At 36.1% G+C, this 19,897-nt stretch carries 21 protein-coding genes; 3 read left to right on the plus strand and 18 right to left on the minus strand.

Annotation, left to right across the window (positions count from 1 at the left end; all coding sequences use genetic code 11):
* Positions 1–46: 46 nt before the first annotated feature.
* The 5 genes from BCR24_RS15540 to BCR24_RS15560 form a co-directional block, all read right to left on the minus strand.
* Entirely contained in the window at positions 47–265 is a 219-nt protein-coding gene (locus BCR24_RS15540; RefSeq protein ID WP_069641406.1) for a YozE family protein, read from the minus strand.
* A 4-nt stretch (positions 266–269) separates the two neighbouring features.
* Positions 270–779, minus strand: coding sequence for a peptide-methionine (S)-S-oxide reductase MsrA (gene msrA, locus BCR24_RS15545; RefSeq protein ID WP_083244427.1), 510 nt, complete (start codon positions 777–779; stop codon positions 270–272).
* Positions 776–1,480, minus strand: coding sequence for a YpmS family protein (locus BCR24_RS15550; protein ID WP_069641407.1), 705 nt, complete (start codon positions 1,478–1,480; stop codon positions 776–778). Before BCR24_RS15550 ends, msrA begins: the two co-directional genes overlap by 4 nt.
* Before the next feature lie 5 nt (positions 1,481–1,485).
* The gene (locus tag BCR24_RS15555; RefSeq protein ID WP_069641408.1) at positions 1,486–2,382 is read right to left on the minus strand and encodes an SGNH/GDSL hydrolase family protein; all 897 of its coding nucleotides are present in this window, start codon (positions 2,380–2,382) and stop codon (positions 1,486–1,488) included.
* A 158-nt stretch (positions 2,383–2,540) separates the two neighbouring features.
* Complete coding sequence (locus tag BCR24_RS15560; RefSeq protein WP_069641409.1) at positions 2,541–3,383, minus strand: DegV family protein; 843 nt, start codon at positions 3,381–3,383, stop codon at positions 2,541–2,543.
* Between the two features lie 130 nt (positions 3,384–3,513).
* Between BCR24_RS15560 and trhA the strand changes: the two genes are divergently transcribed.
* Together trhA and BCR24_RS15570 are read left to right on the plus strand one after the other, a co-directional pair.
* Positions 3,514–4,167 carry a PAQR family membrane homeostasis protein TrhA gene (trhA, locus tag BCR24_RS15565; protein WP_069641410.1) on the plus strand — a complete coding sequence of 218 codons (654 nt, stop codon included), beginning with the start codon at positions 3,514–3,516 and terminating at the stop codon, positions 4,165–4,167.
* A gap of 160 nt (positions 4,168–4,327) precedes the next feature.
* Positions 4,328–4,528: a hypothetical protein gene (locus BCR24_RS15570; protein WP_069641411.1), complete on the plus strand. Its 201-nt coding sequence runs from the start codon at positions 4,328–4,330 to the stop codon at positions 4,526–4,528.
* A 76-nt stretch (positions 4,529–4,604) separates the two neighbouring features.
* Here the strand turns inward: BCR24_RS15570 and BCR24_RS15575 are convergent, their stop codons facing one another.
* The 13 genes from BCR24_RS15575 to BCR24_RS15635 form a co-directional block, all read right to left on the minus strand.
* On the minus strand, positions 4,605–5,117 hold the full coding sequence (locus BCR24_RS15575; protein WP_069641412.1) for an adenine phosphoribosyltransferase: 513 nt from the start codon (positions 5,115–5,117) through the stop codon (positions 4,605–4,607).
* Positions 5,118–5,120: 3 nt separating this feature from the next.
* A complete protein-coding gene (recJ, locus tag BCR24_RS15580; RefSeq protein WP_069641413.1) occupies positions 5,121–7,433 on the minus strand; it encodes a single-stranded-DNA-specific exonuclease RecJ in 2,313 nt (770 codons plus the stop codon).
* Between the two features lie 321 nt (positions 7,434–7,754).
* Positions 7,755–8,192 carry a LapA family protein gene (locus BCR24_RS15585; RefSeq protein ID WP_069641414.1) on the minus strand — a complete coding sequence of 146 codons (438 nt, stop codon included), beginning with the start codon at positions 8,190–8,192 and terminating at the stop codon, positions 7,755–7,757.
* A 21-nt stretch (positions 8,193–8,213) separates the two neighbouring features.
* Positions 8,214–9,014 (minus strand): SDR family NAD(P)-dependent oxidoreductase, encoded by an 801-nt coding sequence (locus BCR24_RS15590; RefSeq protein WP_069641415.1) that lies wholly within the window; start codon positions 9,012–9,014, stop codon positions 8,214–8,216.
* A 12-nt stretch (positions 9,015–9,026) separates the two neighbouring features.
* Positions 9,027–9,959 carry a ribonuclease Z gene (gene rnz / locus BCR24_RS15595; protein WP_069641416.1) on the minus strand — a complete coding sequence of 311 codons (933 nt, stop codon included), beginning with the start codon at positions 9,957–9,959 and terminating at the stop codon, positions 9,027–9,029.
* Positions 9,960–10,027: 68 nt separating this feature from the next.
* Entirely contained in the window at positions 10,028–11,323 is a 1,296-nt protein-coding gene (locus BCR24_RS15600; protein WP_069641417.1) for a sensor histidine kinase, read from the minus strand.
* Positions 11,324–11,326: 3 nt separating this feature from the next.
* Positions 11,327–12,010, minus strand: coding sequence for a response regulator transcription factor (locus BCR24_RS15605; protein WP_069641418.1), 684 nt, complete (start codon positions 12,008–12,010; stop codon positions 11,327–11,329).
* Positions 12,011–12,161: 151 nt separating this feature from the next.
* The gene (locus tag BCR24_RS15610) at positions 12,162–12,725 is read right to left on the minus strand and encodes a DUF1269 domain-containing protein (protein ID WP_069641419.1); all 564 of its coding nucleotides are present in this window, start codon (positions 12,723–12,725) and stop codon (positions 12,162–12,164) included.
* Between the two features lie 69 nt (positions 12,726–12,794).
* Complete coding sequence (locus BCR24_RS15615) at positions 12,795–14,645, minus strand: carbohydrate-binding domain-containing protein (RefSeq protein WP_069641435.1); 1,851 nt, start codon at positions 14,643–14,645, stop codon at positions 12,795–12,797.
* Positions 14,646–14,654: 9 nt separating this feature from the next.
* Positions 14,655–15,332, minus strand: coding sequence for a DUF4956 domain-containing protein (locus BCR24_RS15620; protein WP_069641420.1), 678 nt, complete (start codon positions 15,330–15,332; stop codon positions 14,655–14,657).
* Between the two features lie 53 nt (positions 15,333–15,385).
* The gene (locus BCR24_RS15625; protein ID WP_069641421.1) at positions 15,386–16,117 is read right to left on the minus strand and encodes a polyphosphate polymerase domain-containing protein; all 732 of its coding nucleotides are present in this window, start codon (positions 16,115–16,117) and stop codon (positions 15,386–15,388) included.
* 277 nt (positions 16,118–16,394) lie between these two features.
* Positions 16,395–17,666 (minus strand): kynureninase, encoded by a 1,272-nt coding sequence (gene kynU / locus BCR24_RS15630; protein WP_083244428.1) that lies wholly within the window; start codon positions 17,664–17,666, stop codon positions 16,395–16,397.
* Positions 17,667–17,740: 74 nt separating this feature from the next.
* Positions 17,741–18,928 carry an MFS transporter gene (locus BCR24_RS15635; RefSeq protein ID WP_069641423.1) on the minus strand — a complete coding sequence of 396 codons (1,188 nt, stop codon included), beginning with the start codon at positions 18,926–18,928 and terminating at the stop codon, positions 17,741–17,743.
* Positions 18,929–19,255: 327 nt separating this feature from the next.
* On the opposite strand from BCR24_RS15635, the gene BCR24_RS15640 reads away from it, so the two are divergent.
* On the plus strand, positions 19,256–19,699 hold the full coding sequence (locus BCR24_RS15640) for an Lrp/AsnC family transcriptional regulator (RefSeq protein WP_069641424.1): 444 nt from the start codon (positions 19,256–19,258) through the stop codon (positions 19,697–19,699).
* Positions 19,700–19,897: the final 198 nt, after the last annotated feature.

The following is a 19,897-nucleotide window of genomic DNA, read 5'->3' on the forward strand; positions in this document are numbered from 1 at the left end:
CCACGAAAAAAAAAGAAGGAAAAGCTTTCTTCTCCTTTCCTTCTTTTTATTTATTGTTTTCTAGATATTTTTCCCAAATTTCGTCAAAAATATGCATGTTTGTCAAATAATCTGCATTCATTTCTAAATAGCTCGATAATTCATGATAATCCTCAGATTGCTTAGGAAATTGAATATCTTTTGCTGCATCATTTGCGAATTGACTCTCTTCGGTTTTTCTAGGGGCTCTTAACGTCATTAAATAATGATAAAAGCTTCTTCTCATAGTTTCACCAATTCTCTTTTATAAAATTTGCTCGGTTTGCATGTGCGTCTTCATAACGTTCAGGATCTTTTTGATAAAAAGCTTGGTGATACTCTTCTGCTGGATAAAAAACAGTTGCAGGTTCAATGGTTGTGACAATAGGTTCACTGAATCGGCCGCTTTCTTGTAATTTTTGGCGACTCTTTTCAGCAATTTTTTTCTGCTGATCGTTCGAGTAAAAAATAACAGGACGATAGTTATCACCGCGATCCTCAAACTGACCTAATGCATCCGTTGGATCAGTCTGCTGCCAATAAATCTCGACTAATTTTTCATAGGGCATTACTGTTGGGTCGAACTCGATTTCAACCGCTTCTGTATGGCCTGTAGTGTGACTTAAGACTTGTTCATACGTAGGAGCGACAACATGGCCACCTGTGTAACCAGAAGTTATTGCGTGAATGCCAGGTTGTGTATCAAAGGGCTGGATCATACACCAAAAACAACCACCTGCAAATATTGCTTTTTCGCTCAATTTGATTCCTCCTCAGTGTCACTCTTGTTCGTTGCAGCATTGCTATCTTTTGGTAAATAAATGTTCATACGAATATCATCGTCTACTAGGTTGATTTTTTCTGCTCTTATGAATAGACCATTTTGCATTCTGAATTGATCCAAACGCAATAAAATAGTACTATCATCCGGATTTACTTCAACCCAACTAGGTAGCTTATAATCTCTTTGAACGAATTTTAGAATCTCTTTCATGGGCAGCCCTAAAGTTCCAATCGATAGGCTTTTCGCTTTTAGCTGCACATTGCCGTTATCCATGACGTAAGGATCAAAGTAAAGATAAAATTGAATGGGATGGCCTAAAACTTCAAATGTACCATTCAGCATCGCTTCATTTTCCAAATAGAATTTATAAGTGATATCTGATCCTTTTTGAAAATCAGCAAGATAAAAATCAATCAATGCATTGATCTGTTTTTTCTTTGATTGAATCGCGACAACAGGTGTTCCGTCTTTTTCTACTAGTTCCGGAACTGGTTTATAATTTGGCTCACGAACTTGCGTAATCCTTACAAAAACAAATGTAATACTTCCAATAATAAAACCGACTAAAACGATGAAAGCTACTTTCCAACGGTTGACCTTATTTTTCACTTCAGGTGTTTTTTTTCTGCGTTTGTTTATTTTTTGACCTTCTTTTTTTTCTTCTGATTCAGTTGTCATTGACGTCACTCACTTCCTTTTTCGAGCCATTTATCTTGTGTTTTTACTATCTCTTCACGAACAGTACTAGCCATGATTTGGTAGCCTAAGTTATTAGGGTGGAAATGGTCTTCTTCATATAAAGCATTATTTTTGATATCATGTTCGCCACTTGATGTAGTAGCTGCAGCGGTATCTTCGCTACTAACGATCCCCACTTCATCACCAGCACCTTTATAAAGCAAATCATTGATTGGAATAAAATAGGCATTCGAATCTGCATTAACTATTTCTTCTGTTCCCTCATTCCAATTGTCCACTATCTCCTGCATTTCAGTAATATCAGGAAAATAAAGATAAAAAGGATTGTAGATACCTAGAACATAGATCGGTGCATCCGCATTATATTTTCGAATTTCTGTAAGTAACTTTTCTACTTCTTTTTGATAGTTTTTCAAAGGTTTTTTAAACGAATCCTTTGTCAGGCGGAAAACATCGCCCTTGATTACCTTCATTAAATCATTTCCGCCTACAGTCAATGTTATAATATCGGCTGAGGCTAAACCTTCTTGAATTTCAGAGTTTTTTTTGATTCTTTTAAGAATTTGATCGCTGCGATCGCCGTTTTTACCGAAATTATCCGTTTGTACCCCATTCAAATGATACTTTTCTTGTAAGTCTTTGGCAACTAATGGAACAAAACCTCCAGAATTGGTTAAATCACCGATGCCTTCAGTCAACGAATCACCAATAGCTGCATAATGAATTACTTCTTTTTTGTCATTTTTTACGGTCTGCGCAGTTCCTGTACCTAAGATTGGCTTAGCTTTAGGAACTGCCACTAACAATAGCAAGAATACACCAATGATTGTGATAAAAAAAAGTGCATAACCTGACCAATTTTTTTGTAAAAATAGTTTCATTGTATCCCTTCCTCTGTTGTAAATCACGAAGCGTTTGATCCCTCAGAGAAAAAACAGGCCTTGGATTTTTTTATTCTAATTAAATTATCTCTATTTTGAGTCTATTTGTACAGTAAAATCTTATTAAAAAAAGCAGATCAGTTTGATCTGCTCAAAACTCAGTCTGTGTAGTACATGATAGCAAAAGCACTTTTGCCTGTATGAGTGGCAATTACTGGATTCGTGTGTAATACCGGGATATCCATCTCTGGAAATAGAGCTTGTAGACCTTCCTTAAATCCGTTGGCTAACTCTAAACCATCTGCATGAGAAATCCCGATTTGTCGTACATTAGGCAAATTGCTCAATTCGTTTTTCAACTCCTCAAACCATTTGTTGAATGTTTTCAAGCCACGGCCTTTAGCAACGGGTATCAATTCTGTATGATCAAAATCCATGACTACTTTCATATTGAAAATGCTAGATAAAAGCCCCGTTGTTCGGCTGATTCTGCCACCTTTAACTAGATTATCTAATGTGGAGATCCCAATGAATAGTTTTGTATTTTCTTTGACATGATTGATCTCAGCTAAAATTTCTGGAACACTTGCACCATTTTTCGCTAATTTAGCTGCTTGGATAACTTGAAAGGATAATCCTTGGTCCGTAAAATCACTGTCAATTACAGTAACATTAGCTGAACTAAGGTTTCCTGCTTGTCTTGCGGCTTCTACTGTACCACTTAAACCTTTAGTCATGTGGATTGAAACGACTTCACTACCGTCAGCTCCCAAACGATCATAGAGCTCTACAAATTCACCGATTGGGGGTTGACTGGTTTTAGGTAAAGCTTTGGCTGTGCTCATCAGTTCCATAAAATGTTCGCCTTCTAAATGATCATCGTCAGCATATACTACACCATCGATCATCACAGATAAAGGCATCATTTGAATATCTAAATCATCGCGTACACTTTTCAGCATTGTGCAAGAAGAATCCGTCACAATTTTAACATTTGTCATAATTTTATCACTCTTTCTTTAAAAACAACCTCAATTCGTGGTAAAATACTTTTGAGGCTTAAATGTCTATTTTTATTATAACAGACAAAGAATTATTTTTCACCAAATTAAAATGAAGGAAGTTGATTTCTTGGAAAAAGCAAAATTCTCGAGAAAATATATGATTGTAAATGAGGTGCTCAATGCAGTGACACATGGGATCGGTGCTGGCTTAAGTATTGCAGGATTAGTAATCTTGCTTGTCAAAGGTGCCCGCCTTGGTTCTGCTGTTCATGTCGTTTCTTATGCGATTTATGGATCAACTTTGATTCTCTTGTTTTTGTCTTCTACCTTATTTCATAGTTTGATTTTTACTAAGGCTAAGAAGGTTTTTCAAGTTTTTGATCATAGTTCGATTTTCTTATTGATTGCTGGAAGTTACACTCCATTTTGCTTATTAAGCATCAAAGGTTGGCTTGGCTGGTTACTGTTTGTTCTTATTTGGGTCATGGCAATTAGTGGTGTGGTGTATAAATCATTAACACTACATAAGCAAGAAACAGTAAAAAATGTTTCAACGGTTATTTATATTATCATGGGTTGGCTTTGTGTGATTGCTGCGAAACCTTTATATGATTCTTTGGGGCCTATCGGTATTGCCTTACTAGTTGCAGGTGGGGTCTCCTATACGTTAGGGGCTGCATTTTATAGTTTAAAAAGTGTTCGCTTTATGCACGTAGTTTGGCATTTGTTCGTTATGCTGGGTGCGGGGTTCATGTTCTTTTCAATTTTATTTTATACTTAGCTCGATGAGTAATTCTTTATTCTAAAGGGTTTTTAGTCCTTCTTTTTGATTCATCAAAAAAGAAGGACTTTTTTTGTATTTATCTCTTTACAAACCGAACAAACATTCGTATAATAACTATACAAACGTTTGTTCGATAAAAATTATGAGGTGATCAAGAATGAAAGCAGTTCGTCGTGGTGGGTTATTATTTGTTGTATTGATTATTGGTATTTTTTTAGGAACATTAGGATTACGATCCGCTTTACTTATTGTCAGCCCTCTGTTTATTATATGGTTTATGTTGTGGGATGAAAAAAGATACTCTCATACACGAAAAAAAAATGAACATCAACATTATGTATATCGTAAGTACCCTTAGATTGAATCTTATATATTTTCCTTAACTAACTAAAAATGATCTTTACTTTAGATGACTCTAAAGTAAAGATCATTTTTTAATATTCCATCAAAGTCACGATTTCATAATCAGTAATTTTATCCCGACCATGTAAATCCATCAATTCAATCAAGAAAGCACATCCTACGACAATCCCGCCCAATGACTCAATCAGTTCGATAGTCGCTTTAATCGTACCACCTGTTGCTAATAAATCATCACAAATCAAGACACGTTGACCTGGTTGAATTGCATCTTTGTGCAACGTTAATGTATCTGTTCCGTATTCTAAGTCATATGTTACTTCAATCGTTTCACGAGGGAGCTTTCCCTTTTTGCGGACTGGCGCAAAACCAACACCTAATTCATATGCAACTGGACATCCAACAATAAATCCGCGTGCTTCTGGTCCTACAACCATATCGATTCTTTTTTCTTTTGCGTAATCTACAATTTGTTTTGTTGCTTCACGATAGGCTTCACCATTGGCCATCAACGGCGATATATCTCTGAAAATAACGCCTTTTTCTGGATAATCTGGAATACTAGCAATATAATTTTTTAAATCCATCTTTTATACTTCCTCCTCTTGCCACAGCCATTGTTGTAATGTCTCACGATCGCTGTATAACAAAAACTCTTCTGTTTTGATTCTTTTTAAGCGAGTTTGATAGACCTTGCTTTCCGTCAAAGGATGATTTTCAGGACTCTCAACTTTTCTTAAAACACCGTTTTCTATTGTAACAAATCCTAGATCAAAAAACACCTGAATCATAAATATTAATAATTTTTCTTGTATCTTGAGATGCTGTGCCACCACATTCAGCTTATAACGAACATCAACTTGCTCTTGTTGTCTGACGAATTTGTATAATTGTGCATATTGTTCTCTTGTTCCTGTTCCATTCAAATAAGCTTCTTCTTGGGAAATTGCCATCAGATAAACACGCTCTATTTTACCACCTTGCGTAATTTGTTTTAATACATTAAGATCATCAGGACAATCCACAAAGACAAGTTGCTGAGGATTAGTACTCTTGATCATTGCTATAGCCTCATCAGCTTGGCTGACAAGCAATTGCTGACTAGCCGGATCATCGATCAATTTTTTGCTCTCAGAATTGAAGTAAACATATAATGTATTTGAAACAGGTATTTCTTTTTGGCGGCCATTTTTCCCTCTAAGGTCAAACAGCTGAACCCCATCAACTGAAAAATCAGTGACCATTAGCTGTGGCTTCTTGTTTCCATTCCATTCGTTGATCGACAACTGACCAACAAGATTCGTCGTCCCTTGACCAAACTCGTCTACTTGATTGCCCATTTGAAAAGCAATAGCATCTAATCTAGTACTGCCTTGACTTAATTGAAATTTAAGATGACTTTTATCTGCGCCAATTTGCCGACTCTGTTCGATAGACACATTTTCAAATAGAAAATTGGGTACTGGATTATCTGTTCCAAAGGGAGCAAGAATTTTTAGTTGTTGAATAAACGTTAGTGTTGCTTCATCGACGTTCAGTGACTCATCAACGAGTAATTCTTGTCCTTGGGATAAGTCGATTTGGTTTATTTCTAGATAATTTGCTAGATGTTTCTTCACTGTATCAAGATTTGCTACAGGGAGTGTCATCCCTGCCGCCATATGATGACCGCCAAAATGAATAAATTCTTCACGAATTTCACTTAACGCATTGAATAAATTCAAAGCTGAAACACTGCGTCCAGACCCTTTAGCTGATTCATTTTTTTCATCAATCGTCAATACGATCGTTGGTTTTCCAGTATCTTGCATGATTCTTCCAGCTACGATTCCAAGAACCCCTTCATGCCATCCTTGTTTTGCGACAATGTGGATTTGATCAATCGGATCAATCAATTCGAACGCTTCTTTAGTAATTGTTGCAACAATCTCTTTCCGCTCATCATTTTGACTATTGATGAATGTTGCGATTCGTTCCGCTTCTTCTTCATCAAATGTTGTCATTAATTCAACACCTGGAGCGGCATCGCCTAATCTACCTAAAGCATTTAAGCGTGGTGCAATCGTAAAACCAATATTCTCTTCACTAATCGCTTCTTTTTTCAACTCAGATAAATGAATCAAAATATCCAATCCGATTCTTTCACCAGTTCGAATCATCTCCAATCCCATTTTTACAAGGACTCGATTTTCATCTGTCAATGAAACTAGATCCGCAATGGTTCCAATCGCAACTAAATCAAGAAATTCAGCAGGTAGTTCTCCCAATAAAGCAGTTGCGACTTTAAAGGCTACGCCAACGCCTGCCAATTCCCCAAAAGGATAGTGTCCTTTGGGATGTTTTGGATGAATGATCGAAAACGCGTTTGGTAGTTCTGGCGGTAATTCATGATGATCTGTAACTATGACATCAATGCCTTGTTCCATCGCATAATTAATAGCTTCATGACCTGCTACACCATTATCTACTGTGACAATCAATTGAACCCCTTTTTCGATCTGCTCTTTAAACACCGCTAAATTTGGACCATAACCATGAATAAAGCGGTTAGGTAAAAAGTAGTCTACTTCTCCACCAATCAACTCGATTGCTTCTTTCATCACAGTTGTACTCGTAATGCCATCAGCATCATAGTCACCGTAAATCAAGATTTTTTCGCCTTGCGCTACGGCATCTTGAATTCTTGTTATGGTCTTTTCCATATCATACAGTAAAAAAGGGTCATAAAGATTTTCTACGGTTGGACGTAAAAATGTTTCTAAGGCCTCTGTTGATTGGATATTGCGATGCCATAATAGTTGGCCTAGCAATGGATTTATTTGTTTTTGCGTTAGTATAGTTGAAAATTCTTCAGGCAACTCTGTTTTTTCACGCAATTGCCATGTATATTTTGCTTTTTTCACGACGTCACTCCTAACCAAGTAATTATAGCAAATAGAATGAGAAAACTAAAGAAAGTATCTTAAAAGAGTTGTAAATGAAAAGTCTTTGTTTGGATTTGAACAATCGGATCAAAATCCGAGGCTGAGACATAACTCTATGAGTTACATCTCAGCCTCAAGGAATCCGAATAAACGGTGTGAGCAGAAGCAGATCATTTGGAAACAAACTGAAATTCACAAAAATTTGAAAAATAATTTTCGTGAATTCCAGCTTATTTTCCGGGGTTAAACACTTCTGTCCCAACCTTGGGTTCGAAGAGCCTGGCTATTTCCACTTTTTAGTTATACTTCTTCATTATTTCTTGGTTTAGTAAAATGATCGATACGACTCCCGACAGGTTCAGTTTCTACAACAGGTTCAATAGGTATTTGAGCCGCTACTTCATCATATTTAGCCTGCAGTTCAGCTAATTGATTTTCATATGCACGTTTAACTTTTTCCACTTCTTCTTTTGCTAAGGTATCGGCATCGTTTTTATAAACTTCGAGTTCTTTGTTTAATTCTTTCACTTGTTTTTTTTGTTTCCACATAGTTGTTGTTGAGGTCAGTAAGCCAATCAAAGCCCCAACAATTGCAGAGCCCAGAATAATCAGAATCAATGGACCTGAAATTTTTGTAAAACCAAAACTGACTGGAACTGTCTGGTTATTCAACACTGCGAAAATGACCACAATCAGGACCAACAAAAGCCCTATAAACACACGCCACTGATTTTTCATGTTTTTTCCTCCAAAGTTAAATTATTTTTTATTCAAAATACCACCAGCTAAAAGATCTCCTATATGTGGAAACAGCGTGTATAAACGAGAAGCACCTTCCATGATTCGTGGACGATTGATCTCACGTTTATGAGTACCCATCACATATACGATTTCTTTGGCAAGTTTATTAGGTTCTAACACAAATACATCTACAGATGCTAAATAATCCCCTGATGGATCAGCTTTGTCAAAGAATTCCGTTTGAATCGGTCCAGGATTAACAGTTGTAACAGAAATTCCTAAAGGTTTTAATTCTAAACGTAAGGCATTTGAGAAACCTAAAACAGCAAATTTGGTTGCGGAATAAACAGTTGATTTTGCTGTAGCCATTTTTCCTGCCATCGAAGCTACATTGATGATGTGCCCTATTCCACGTTCCGCCATTTGTATTGCGACTTTTTGTGTAAAGACCATCATACCTAAAACGTTCACTTCAAACATATTTCTAGCAATAGCTAAATCAATATCCATAAAATTCTCAAAAATACCAAACCCAGCATTGTTAACTAATACATCAATTGGCCCAACTTCTGCCTTGATCTTTTCGAAAACAGTTTCCACATTTTCAGGATCTGCAATATCTAATTGAAAAGAAAATGCATCTTTTCCACTTAAAGCTTCACACGCTTCTTTCACCTTTCCGATCAAATTGATTCGTCTAGCACAAACGACAACGATTGCGCCTTTTTTAGCGGCCTCATAACAAATTTGTTCACCTAAGCCAGCAGAACCGCCTGTTACAACCACTACTTTATCCGTTAAATCTTGTCCAGTATACATTTTGTTGCCCCCTTACTCAGCTCTAAATGGTATTTCGACAATTTCCATGTCTTTCACAATTTTTGTGTTTGGGAAAATTTCTTTCGCTTCATTTTCCAATTGAATAATATCCCCAGTTAAATAACGAGCGCTGATATGAGTTAGTATCAGCTTTTTGGCATTTGCATTTAATGCAACTTGCGCTGCTTGGTGACTAGTGGAATGATAATATGCTTTTGCCATTTTTGCTTCGTCTTTGTTGAATGTACTTTCATGAACCAAAATATCGGCATCTTCCGCAAGTGAGACGCTGTTATTGGATTTTCTCGTATCGCCTAAAATCGTCACAATCCGTCCAAGTTTTTTTTCACCGACAAAATCTTGACCATTGATTATCCGTCCATCTGGTAACTCCACAGATTCACCACGTTTGATTTTTCCGTAAATTGGACCTGAAGGAATATTTAAGGCAGTCAGTTTTTCTACTTGCAACTCGCCTTCATGATCCGCTTCAATGATCCGATAACCAAAGCTCTCAATGCCGTGATCTAAGCGAGAGCATGTAACTGTAAATTGTTTATCAGAAAATATCGTTCCTTCTTTTGTGATTTCAATAAACTTCAGCTCATATGAAAGTCGTGTTTGCGAAACTTTCAACGCCGTTCGAACATATTCTGCAATGCCGACTGGTCCATAAATTTCTAGTTTTTCATTTCCGCCTTGAAAAGAACGACTGCTCAATAAACCTGGAAGTCCAAAAATGTGATCTCCGTGCAAATGGGTAATGAATATTTTTTCGATTTTTCTTGGGCGAATCGTACTTTTTAGAATTTGTAATTGTGTGCCTTCGCCACAATCAAACAACCAAACGGCATTTCTTTCATCTAATAATTTTAGTGCGATACTACTTACGTTACGATGTTTTGCTGGAACGCCAGCTCCTGTACCTAAAAATTGTAATTCCATGGGCTACCTAACTTTCTTTAAACTTCTTCTATATTTTAGAAGAAAGTTCCCACTTTAGCAAATAATATTTATTTTACAGGAAAATGCAAAATAACGGTCGTTCCTTTAGGTGTGGTATCCGTTAATTCAATTTTCCCCTGATGTTCCTCAACAATCCATTTAGCAATTGCCAACCCAATGCCATACCCGCCTGTTTTACGGTTTCTAGAACTTTCGCCACGATAAAAACGTTCAAACACTGCTGTCTTTTTTTCATCGAGAATGCCAATACCCGTATCGCTGATTTTGATCAACCATTCATTATTTTTAACGCTGGAAAAAACAACAATTTTTTCTCCAGACTTAGTATATTTTAATGCATTATCTAACAAAATGATCAGTAATTGATGAATTCTTTTTTTATCGAAAACAACTTGTTGGTCCTCACCTAGATCGATCATAAACGCTTTATCTTCTGCTAGCGCTAGTTCTTGATATGGCAATAGTACATTATTTAAAAAGCAATTGATCTTTACTGGTGTTTTTTCTAGGGTCAAGGCATTCGAATCTGAGCGTGCTAATAATAACAAATCGCTCGTTAATTGGCTTAGACGTTGAACTTCATCTAACGATAAAGCAATCGTCTCTGATTCTTCTAAAATGGTATGATTGGGGTTTGTAAACAACTTTTCTAATTTAGCTTGGATAATCGTCAATGGTGTTCTTAATTCGTGAGAAGCATTTTCTACGAATTCTTGTTGTTTCTTCCAAGAGATCAAAATGGGTTTCATAAACCATTTAGAAAGAAAATAACTTAATCCGATGGATAACAGCCCAAAAACAACCATACAAATAATTAGGATTTGCTTAAAACGTTCAACCGTCCCTTTGATGGGATCCGTGTTTACCAGTAATTGGATATAAGCTATTTGGTCCTGATTTTCTATCGGTATTGTAATCGAATGAAATTGCAGTGAACGATCATTACTATCTTTCGTTTGAACGCTGGTAACTTTATGTAACTGATCCGTCGATAATTTTAAATTCTGAAAATCATAAAAACGAGAACCTAATTCAGATTCATTAACGATTTCACCATCTTTAGACCAAAGAATTACTTGTTGCTGGAAGTTATTGGGCGGTGGTGTGTCAAATTTACTGAGCTGGGGGGATTTCCCTTGCAGTCTTTCCGTTTGCAAAAGCTGATGTTGTAAAAATTTTTGATCATTAGCTAAACGTTGCAGATCGTTATCGACCGATTGATAAATCGACGTTTGGACTAATTGAAACACAATTAGCCCTAAGACTAGGAAAATACTTGCGAATGAAATCAGGTTGATCATGAAGTAATGGACTCTTTGTTTTTTACTTAGTTGCTTATTCATGAATCACTCTCCTTCTGATGCTTCAAAAAGATACCCTACATTACGTAAAGTTCTAATCCAGCGATCAAGACCAAATGGTTTTAAATTCTTTCGCAAGTTGCTCATATAAACTTCCACAACGGTTAACGTTGTATCTGATTGAAATCCCCAAATGCGGTCAAATAATTGATCTTTTGTGATGATCCGTCCTTGATTTTGCATAAGGTAATGTAGTAGATCAAATTCTTTTCCTTGCAGAGTTAACTCATTTCCTTTGTAGCTTGCGTGACGATTATCAAGGTCCAAACGGAGCTCATTGACGACTAATTCATTGTTTCCATTCATACCAAGTGCTCGTCGCGCTAGCGCCTGAACACGTAGTAATAATTCTTCTCTATGAAACGGCTTCGTCAAATAGTCATCTCCACCATTTTTAAACCCGTTAACTTTATCCTCTAGCCCATCTTTAGCAGTCAAAATTAGAACAGGCGTGTAGATATTCTTTTGTCTCAATGCACTTAAAACTTGTTCACCTGTCATTAATGGCAACATTAAGTCTAGCACTACTAGATCATAAATTCCTCGTTCTGCTTCGTATAGCGCTTCTTCTCCATCATAAACTTGAACGATTTCCCCTACTTCTGACAAAATTTCTAAAATACTGTCTGATAAAATTTCATCGTCTTCAACAAGTAGTATTTTCAACATTTATTTCACATCCTTATAATCAAAAAAGAAGACGAAGAGAAAGAATCTCTTGTTCACGTCTTCTAGTTTAGCCCTTAGTCTTATGATTCGGTCAAGATAAAGACAATTTCAGTCTTCACCTTGATCTGCTCACTTTACTAATAAATAGCAATTAATTCTCGTTTGCGTTTTGTTTTTTATCTTGCCATGATTTTTCAGCAGAATCTTTTGTTTCTTTTTCTACAGCTTTGGCATCTGTGATTTCTTTTTCCACATCTTCAAAATCTAGACGAGTGATTTCTCCACCCAGTTCATTCATGATCAACTGATTTAACGGACGATTGTCATCTTCGTCTGCGATTAAGATCAAGCCAGTCTCCCCTTCACCGATTTGTTTCGTCACATGTTCGAAGACTGTTTGAGCACCTTGAATTTCTTTAGCATCTTGAGAAGCACCGAATAAGCTTCCTGCAAACCAACCAAGTAAAATTCCTAAAGGACCTCCTAAAATACCAATCAACATTCCGATCATACTATTTTTGGATGTGTGATCATTACCTGTGAAATCTAGGAAATCGTCAATTTTGAATTGATGAACGCCATCATTAATATGGGTCACAACAGCCATTTGTTCCCCTTTGATTTTTTTCTCTACGTACAATTTCTTTATTTCTGAAAATGCTTGGTAAGCTTGACTTTCTACTTCAAAGTGCATAATAATAACTCGTTTAGACATATAACCACCTCGTTCTATTTGATACTCTTATTCTATCAATAAACCAGCTGTTAAAGCAATAAAAATCAATTACCTCGGTGGTTGTCCACCCCCCATTTGTCCGCCACTGACTTTTGCGCCTGATTGATCAACTGAAGTTATTACATTTTCCAGTGTAATTTTTGCCAATTCAGTTCCACTAGAGTAGTTGCTATTGTTGTATAAACCGTTTTTAACAGTGCCTGAATCTTTGCCATTGATCGATAAGGTAATTGTCTCCCCTACTTTTAAGTCAGGTGAGCTAATGGCAATATGAGAAAACGCCTTTTCAGGTGCAACTGAAGCAATTGTTTTGCCCGATTCATTTTTTAAATTGATCAATGTCCCTGCTGCTTTCGTATCATCAAAGTAAAGACTTAATGTAGCTTGTGCAGAAGAGTCACTACTAGCCATCGCCATCCCCGAACTGCCACTAGAGACTAACATACCACCATCCATAGTAAAAGTTCCATCATAATCTAGGGCCGCATTTCCATTATCGGTCGGTCCATTGACTATTAGTGTACCTGACGTCATCCGGACATCCCCATTGCTGTCAATGCCATCGCCATCTGCATTGACAAAGATATTTCCACCATTGATTTCGATGAACTTGGTGCTATCTCCATCACCGCCAGGTTCACCAAATGCATCTGTACCAAATTGTCCTGCTTGTTCTGACTCACCAGAACTACCCCCAGCAGCGTTGATTCCATCATCCGAAGCCAAAAGAGAGATCGTACCATTGTTAATGGTAACCGAAGCCCCTTCCAATCCTTCATACGAGTTGCTGATTGCTATCGTACCATTATTAATTACTAAATCAGTATCAGCATGTATGCCATCATCCCCACTTGCTAAAGAGAAACGACCATTATTGATGGTTACTGTAGCATTCGAATGAATAGTATCATCAGCGGCATTAAAATCAAAGTTTCCATCATCAATAATGATGTTTCCAGAAGCCTTGAGCCCTTTATAGCTAGCTGTGGTATCAATTGTGTGGTCGTCATAACCATTAGCTGTCTGAACGGTAATATTAGCAGTCGAAATGGATAGGTTCGTTTCAGCTTGAATACCATCATTTCCTGATTGAATGTTAAATTTTCCACCATCGATTGCAATCCAACCTTTATCTGCATCAGTACTGTTATTCGCTTGGATTGCGTCACCTTCTGTTGTTTTTAAGGAAAAAGTACCACCTGCAATAGAAATCGAATCCTTACCTTTGATCGCGTTATTCTTAGCCGTAACGTTAATGGTTCCATTCGTAATAACTAAGTCGTCTTTACTACGAATACCATTATCATAAGAGCCCGTCACGTCTAGCGTACCTTTCCCATTGATGACTAGGTCATCTTTACTGAAAAAAGTTGCATCGGGTTCCGTTTCATCAGCAGAAGCAAAGGTGTAATTGCTACTATCAATAAGCGTATTTTTAGAGCCATCTGCTAAAGTTGTAATTACTTTTTTTGCTTGTTCTACATAAATTGCAGAGGATGAGGCATTTGTTAGTGACACTTCATTTAAAACTAGATGAACCTGTTCATTATTGGCACTGATTTTTATTTGCCCATCATACGTTCCAGAAATAATATAGGTACCACCTGCGGTAATGGAGATGATGTTATCTTTTTCTGAAGCGCCAGAACCATCAATTTCTGCACTCGTCTTTTTTAACTCAATTTTTGTTGCAGAGCTTTCATCATAACTTTCATCAAAGTCTTCCTCATCATAAGTACCATACTTATTTTCAGTAGATTTTTTTGCATCTTCGACAGTAATAACGTCTTCTGAATTTTTTGAAGATAACGTGTTTGTATTTGGATCTTCTTTCGTGCAGCCCGATAATAAAAAGACGAGCATTGTTAAGACTGTTAAACCTAATTTCGCTTTTTTCATGTTATTCACCTACAATTCTTCTCTATTTGTGGCTACCTTACCTGAAATAATTGTTAAATTTCCATTCCTTATGCGCATGGCATCCATCAACTCTTTTTCTGTTTGACTATCTTTTAATGTAATACGATAACGCAATTCATAAAGACTGCCCATATTCGTTGTTTTGACTGAGTCTAGAGTTGCAGAATAGGTATACTCTTGAAATAGGTCATCAAATAATCCTGGATAATCTAAATCTTCTGGGATCGTGATTTTTATTTCCCGTTCTGTCACCTTTTGCTTTTCACCAAAATGAACTGTGTTTAAAATCAATAAAAATAAAGCAATGATTAAAGAAAATAGTGTGACATAGCCAACATAGCCCATACCTGTGGCCAACCCAATTCCCATCGACCAAAAGATACTAGTGATTTCTCTAGCTCCTCCGGCTACTGAACGAAATCTGATTAAACTAAAGGCACCTAAAACGGCAACACCCGTACCTAAATTCCCATTAACTAACATGATGACTAATTGAACCAAGACAGGTAAGACAGCTAATGTGATCACAAAATTTTTACTGTAAACATTTCGATACATATGAACACAAGCAACTAAAAGACCTAATAAAACCGAAGTCATAATACAAATCAAAAGTTCCTTGAACGATACTTCAACTGAACTTTCTACTAAAAGACTAGACAACATATTGAAAATCCTCCTTAATATAAAAAAACATTAAATAGTTCAATTTCTTCTCTTTACCCAAAATTCTTCCAATTAGAATGGGGCTCAAATAAGTAACGTTGATAAGTTTGCGCATATTTTGAAAAAGAGACCGGATAAATTTCTAGTGCTGCTAACATTTCTGAAAACCATAATGGATAAGCGCCCATTGCTTTGACTTCCATTAAAATATCGATTTCTGGTGCTACTCGTTCTCCTTGATCATCTATTGTACAAGTCAATCTATCTTGTCGATAACGGATATTAAAATCAAACGTGATTCGAAAATCTTCATTCTCTAAATCAAATAAGGCCCGCCTATCATACGCAATCATTACTTTTGGTTTTAATCTTTTTCGTGCAAACAACCAATCGATTTCCTGCTTGATTTGTTGTTCTTTAGCTGTTTGCAATTTAAATGAATGTGGTTTTTGAACGTAATTTTGAGCCGCTTCATATGTTAGTGCTACTCTTCTTTTATAAACAACACCACTGATTTTCTTTTTTATTTCAAGAAAAACAGTGGATTCTTCTTTTGGAATCCCGTAACTTCTAATTCTAAATTTTTCTTTATAAACTGGTTTTGTTATAGAGTTACGAATCATTTGATAGTCTTCCGTGTCGAAATAAATTGAAATTATCGTATGTAGCCCGTGCTCATCTTCTTGCAGATAAGGATCTATTTTTTCTCTTAATTGCTGATATATTCTATTCGTCAATATATATTTTTTTTCTTTTCTGTGAAAACTATTTTTTAGTTTAACCATTGTAATTCCTCCTTTAACTAAATTCATTGTATAAGAACAAACATAAATGAAGCTTAAAGTAAAAAAAATCATTTTATTGCATTTACAGCAATAAAATGATTTAATCGTCTATTTCTTATTTAAATGATTTGGAAACAGGTGTACATAGTTTGTTTTGATCTTTTGTGACTGCCTTCATCGTTATGTGCTTTTTATATGTGTTGATTCCAATAGCGATCGTAATAGTGTAGGAAATTGTCCTATTTGTAAAGGTGACAATTGAAGTTCTTTAAGTATCTTAAACGACTAGTGTCCGCTCATTACTGAAATTTTCATATTTTTTATTTAAAGCAATATCTTCTAATGTTTCTACTAATGTGTACACTTCTTGATAAGTGTTATATAAAGCAATTGGAGCTAAGCGAATCACATTCGGTTCTCGAAAATCTGGGATGATATTTACTTGTTTTAGTGCTTTACAAATTCTATACGCTTCTTCGTGTTCCAAACAAACATGACCACCACGTCTATTATCTTCTCGTGGGTTTCCTACTGCGTAGCCATATTTGGCAAGTTTTTCATCAATCAAATACATGAGGTACGCTGTAATAGATAACGATTTATTACGAATTTTCTCCATCCCAACTTCATTAAAGATCGTTAAAGTTCCTTCCAATGGAGCCATTGCCAAGAAACTTGGGGAGCCAATTTGCCAGCCGCTTGCATCTCTTTGATGGTCAAATTGATGGTTCAACTCAAATTGAGTATCATCCTTGTTCCCCCACCAACCTGCTAATCCTGGTATTTCTTTGAAATGTTTCTGATTCATGTAAAGACCAGCTATTGAGCCTGGTCCTGCTGATAAATATTTGTACGTACACCAGACAGCAAAATCAGGATCAATCTCTTTAAAATCCATCGGTATTGCGCCTATAGCATGGCATAAGTCCCAACCAATTAGAATTCCTCTTTGATGAGCAGCATCCGTCACTCGTTTCATATCCAATAGTTGAGAACTACGATATAAGACCGTTGGCAAAAGAATGATCGCTACATCATCAGTCATCGCTTCAATCACTGCGGATTCATCAATCAAGCGTCCATCCGCACTTTCTACCACTTTTACAGCGTCTTTGGGATCAAATCCTCGCAATTTTACTTGGCTATCGATAGCATAACGATCTGTAGGGAAATTTAAATCATCAACTAAAATTTTGTACCGCTCTTTTGTAGGTTTGTATAATGTACTGATACATTGATGAATATTGATCGTTGTGCTACCTGTGATCACTACTTCTTCGGGATACGCATTGATCAACGGTGCTGACATTTCACCTAATTTACCAGCATAATGGAACAATCCATCCCATAATTTAATGCCTTCTTTTTTCCAAATGTTCATCATGTTAAGTAAGGCTTCTTCAGCGTCTTTAGAAGCCAAGCCTAGTGAATTACCGTCCATATAGATTTCACCTGGCTGAACATAAAAACGATCTCTGATGCTTCTAAGCGGATCTTTCTTATCCATTTCCGTTGCAAACGCATGATCTGTCTGAAATACTCTTTCCATTATTTGTCACCTTCCAAGTTTTTATTTAAAAGAAGCATATCTAAAAACAAGCTACTCTTTCGTGAATAATTTAATTACGATAAAACATTTTCATTATTCAATTTAATAAATCCAACTACTGCTAATAATGCAATGACACCAATACCACTAAGTAAATAGATACTATTTTGCCATGATTGTTCTCCTTCACTGAATTTTGTAACAATCGGTGTTCCGACAAAAATGCCAACATAATAAAACAAGTTGATAAAAGAAACGCTTGCTCCAATCAAGCGGTCTTGTTTTACCACTTTTGGGGCCAAAATCATCACACAGGAAGAAGACAAACTAGCTCCCGCCGAAAGTGCAAAGAGTTGCATAATAAATGTCACGTTACTTGACAAGTACCCCATCCAAAAGGTTGCGGCTAACATTAACAGAAAAGAACAAAAGATCATTACCTGCCCTTTTTTGGTTCTATCAATCAAATAGCCTGCTAAAGCACCAAAAGGAATGCCAAATAGACCAAAATAGCCAGTGTAGCTATTTGCTAACGATTCTGATAAACCATATTGTTGCCTATATATCTGCGGATAAAGATTGATAAAAGCAAATAGTATAAAAGCCATACAACCTTGAGCAAGGGCTAACAACCAAATCGATTTATTCTCTATCGCCTTTTTAAATGAGCCTGACATTCTTTTTTGCTCAACAATAGATTGATTCTTTGGTTCATCTAATAGAAAGAAAAACAAACACAACAAAAGAACTGACAAACCTGCAATAAGAAACCAAAGTGAACGTAACCCATAGGCTTGTACGAGAGGTTTAAACAAGTTCATCGCTAGCATTGACCCTAAAGCAGAAAATGTCCCCCAAAGTCCTGTGGGAATACCGCTATTACTTTCATGAAACCAAAAATGAATGAAGACGATACCCACCATGATAATCATTGAAAAGGAAATCCCTTCGAGCGCTCTTGAAACCAACAATGAGCAAAACATAGTTGAAATTGCCCCCCAGATATTCCCAATTGCTAAACAGCCCATCAATCCGATTAGTAATTTTTTGGGACCAAAACGTGTGACTAAAGTGCCACCTGGAACAGCTAGAAAAATCCCGGAAACTGTAAAAATCGACATTAACCACGAAACTGTCGACAGACTTACACCTAATTCTGATCCCAATTCATTTTGGATCGGCACTAATTTCAATTGACTTAAAGAAACAAGCACACCACCTGCATACAGCAATAAAAACTTTAACCACCTGTTTCTCACCATAAAAAATGCTCCTTTGGTAGTCTTTTTAGATAAAAAAACATCTATTCACTAATAAATAACTAAATCCTCTTGAGATAAATTAATGATAACGAATTTTTTTGTTACTTGTATATAAAATTATGAATCAAATAGAAGCATTCGCTTTAAGATTCAAAAAAAGTATGTCATTTTTTTTAACAATATGAAACGCCATTCTCTAAATTAGCCATTTTGACTTTGGAATGATAAAACGGTCAATACCTCTAATTTTTTATGGAAAGCCATCCATTTATCCTCTATAATAAATATATCAAATGGTTTCAAGTGGAAAATAAAGGAGGTAGACTATTGGACAAAACTGACCGTAAACTTTTAGAAATCTTACATGAAAATTCACGAATTTCAATTGTTGAATTGTCTCAAAAAGTCAATTTGAGTCGCCCAAGTGTAAAGGAACGAATCAACAAATTAATTGAAAAAGGCATCATTACAAATTTTACGATTCAAATATCCAGCGAACAGTTCAAAGAGAATATTACTTTTTTCACTGAATTGAGCCAGGTTAGACTTCCCGTCGAAAAAACGTTAAATTTATTGAGAAGTAGTCCTTACGTTAATGAAGTATATATCGTCAGTGGTGAGGTTAATTATTTAGTGAAAGCAACAGTGAGTAATACTACTGAGATGAAGGATGTACTTGCAAAATGGATGCAATTTTCAAACATTAAAAGTTCAATTGTTTTAGAAACTGCGATAGATAACCAACTGAATCTTGATCTAATTGGCTTTTGAGAAATAACAGTTTCTTTCTTTAATTAAACAGCACATTACTTTGTGAAAATAATCACTTTAAAGCTGAAAAAAAGAGCCGATACAACATCAGCTCTTTTCTTGGCTCTATAATATATTGTGTTGGTGGAAATCAAAAAAGATTTTCTACCAGCACTTTTTTAAGCATTTAAACACAAAAAAGGAACAACTAACTGATAA

This window comes from Enterococcus ureilyticus (assembly GCF_001730315.1).
GTDB lineage: Bacteria > Bacillota > Bacilli > Lactobacillales > Enterococcaceae > Enterococcus_L > Enterococcus_L ureilyticus.

Excerpts from the sequence above, each read along its gene's own strand:
- BCR24_RS15625 (WP_069641421.1), bottom strand. The coding sequence starts at position 16,117 with ATGGTTAAACTAAAAAATAGTTTTCACAGAAAAGAAAAAAAATATATA.
- rnz (WP_069641416.1), bottom strand. The coding sequence starts at position 9,959 with ATGGAATTACAATTTTTAGGTACAGGAGCTGGCGTTCCAGCAAAACAT.
- kynU (WP_083244428.1), bottom strand. The coding sequence starts at position 17,666 with ATGGAAAGAGTATTTCAGACAGATCATGCGTTTGCAACGGAAATGGAT.
- BCR24_RS15600 (WP_069641417.1), bottom strand. The coding sequence starts at position 11,323 with ATGAATAAGCAACTAAGTAAAAAACAAAGAGTCCATTACTTCATGATC.
- BCR24_RS15555 (WP_069641408.1), bottom strand. The coding sequence starts at position 2,382 with ATGAAACTATTTTTACAAAAAAATTGGTCAGGTTATGCACTTTTTTTT.
- BCR24_RS15585 (WP_069641414.1), bottom strand. The coding sequence starts at position 8,192 with ATGAAAAATCAGTGGCGTGTGTTTATAGGGCTTTTGTTGGTCCTGATT.
- BCR24_RS15590 (WP_069641415.1), bottom strand. The coding sequence starts at position 9,014 with ATGTATACTGGACAAGATTTAACGGATAAAGTAGTGGTTGTAACAGGC.
- BCR24_RS15570 (WP_069641411.1), top strand. The coding sequence starts at position 4,328 with ATGAAAGCAGTTCGTCGTGGTGGGTTATTATTTGTTGTATTGATTATT.
- BCR24_RS15605 (WP_069641418.1), bottom strand. The coding sequence starts at position 12,010 with ATGTTGAAAATACTACTTGTTGAAGACGATGAAATTTTATCAGACAGT.
- BCR24_RS15575 (WP_069641412.1), bottom strand. The coding sequence starts at position 5,117 with ATGGATTTAAAAAATTATATTGCTAGTATTCCAGATTATCCAGAAAAA.
- BCR24_RS15620 (WP_069641420.1), bottom strand. The coding sequence starts at position 15,332 with ATGTTGTCTAGTCTTTTAGTAGAAAGTTCAGTTGAAGTATCGTTCAAG.
- BCR24_RS15610 (WP_069641419.1), bottom strand. The coding sequence starts at position 12,725 with ATGTCTAAACGAGTTATTATTATGCACTTTGAAGTAGAAAGTCAAGCT.
- BCR24_RS15540 (WP_069641406.1), bottom strand. The coding sequence starts at position 265 with ATGAGAAGAAGCTTTTATCATTATTTAATGACGTTAAGAGCCCCTAGA.
- BCR24_RS15615 (WP_069641435.1), bottom strand. The coding sequence starts at position 14,645 with ATGAAAAAAGCGAAATTAGGTTTAACAGTCTTAACAATGCTCGTCTTT.
- BCR24_RS15560 (WP_069641409.1), bottom strand. The coding sequence starts at position 3,383 with ATGACAAATGTTAAAATTGTGACGGATTCTTCTTGCACAATGCTGAAA.
- BCR24_RS15550 (WP_069641407.1), bottom strand. The coding sequence starts at position 1,480 with ATGACAACTGAATCAGAAGAAAAAAAAGAAGGTCAAAAAATAAACAAA.
- BCR24_RS15635 (WP_069641423.1), bottom strand. The coding sequence starts at position 18,928 with ATGGTGAGAAACAGGTGGTTAAAGTTTTTATTGCTGTATGCAGGTGGT.